This is a genomic window from Pseudonocardia alaniniphila (assembly GCF_022524485.1).
Classification (GTDB): domain Bacteria; phylum Actinomycetota; class Actinomycetes; order Mycobacteriales; family Pseudonocardiaceae; genus Pseudonocardia; species Pseudonocardia alaniniphila.
Window position 1 is genome coordinate 1 of sequence record NZ_JAKXMK010000098.1, and the last position, 1,145, is coordinate 1,145.

The 1,145-nt window shown below is 67.7% G+C and carries 2 protein-coding genes; both read left to right on the forward strand.

Going from position 1 to position 1,145, the window contains the following annotated elements; translation table 11 throughout:
- A partial coding sequence (locus MMF94_RS43140; RefSeq protein ID WP_476748549.1) for a Rossmann-fold NAD(P)-binding domain-containing protein occupies nt 1-948 on the forward strand: 948 nt, incomplete at its 5' end.
- Nucleotides 945-1,145, forward strand: a 201-nt coding sequence (locus MMF94_RS43145) for a hypothetical protein (protein WP_241043293.1), incomplete at its 3' end; no start/stop codon positions are given. The genes MMF94_RS43140 and MMF94_RS43145, both read left to right, overlap by 4 nt.

Here is a 1,145-nt window from a genome sequence, read left to right on the forward strand (position 1 = left end):
ATGCAGGCGTCGAGGATCTTCATTGTTGGTTCGGGTGTGGTTGGTCTGGCGACGGGGCGGGGGTTTGTGGAGGCGGGTCATGAGGTGAGTTTTGTTGATGTTTCTCGGGTGCGGGTGGAGGAGTTGCGGGGGTGGGGGTTGGATGCGTCGGCGGATCTTGATTTGGGTGGGGTGTCGGATTCGATCATTTTCTTGACGTTGCCGACTCCGCATGTGGGGTGGGCGTATGACTTGGGGGCGTTTCGGGCGGGGACCGAGGCGGTGGGGCGGGCGTTGGGGGGTTCGTCGGGTCGGCACACGGTGGTGGTGCGGTCCACGGTGGTGCCGGGCACGACCGAGGGTGTGGTGCGGGAGGTGTTGGAGCGGGCGTCGGGGTTGGTGGCGGGGGTGGGGTTCGGGTTGGCGGCCAACCCGGAGTTTTTGCGGGCGGTCTCGGCGGAGCAGGACTTCCGGCGGCCGTGGATGACGGTGATCGGGTCGCGGGATCCGGAGACGTGTGCGGTGTTGGAGGGGTTGCTCAAGCCGTTCGGGGGTGAGTTGCGGGTGTTCGCCGATCCGGCGGAGGCGGAGTTCGTCAAGTGTGCGCACAACATCTTCAACGCGGCGAAGATCAGTTTCTGGAATGAGATGTGGCTGGTCGCGCGCCGGTTGGGGGTGGCGTTGGATCCGATCGCGGCCACGGTGGCCCGCTCGGCGGAGGGCTCGTTCAACCCCGAGTACGGCATCCGTGGTGGCGCCCCCTACGGGGGGGCGTGTCTGCCCAAGGACACCTGCGGGTTCCTCGGGTTCGCCGCGCAGTTGGGGGTGGCGATGCCGCTGCTGGAAGCGGTGGTGGCCACCAACGAACGCCTCGAAGCGACGCTCACCCACGACAGCGACCAGGACACCGACCCCACCACCACCCCCACCGCTGCCGCTGGCGGGGTGTCGGGTGTCGGGCGGTCATGAGTCTGCCGCTGTACTACTACCTGCTGGGTACCCCGTTGGGGGTGCTGGGGTTGGTGCGCTGGTCGTGCTGGCTGGTGCGGCGGGTGCCCGCGGTGTTGTACCGGCCGATCGAGAACGAGCATCGGGCCAGCGTGAGTGTGGTGGTGCCGGTGTACCAGGAGGATCCGGCGGTGTTCACCGCGGCGATCGAGTCGTGG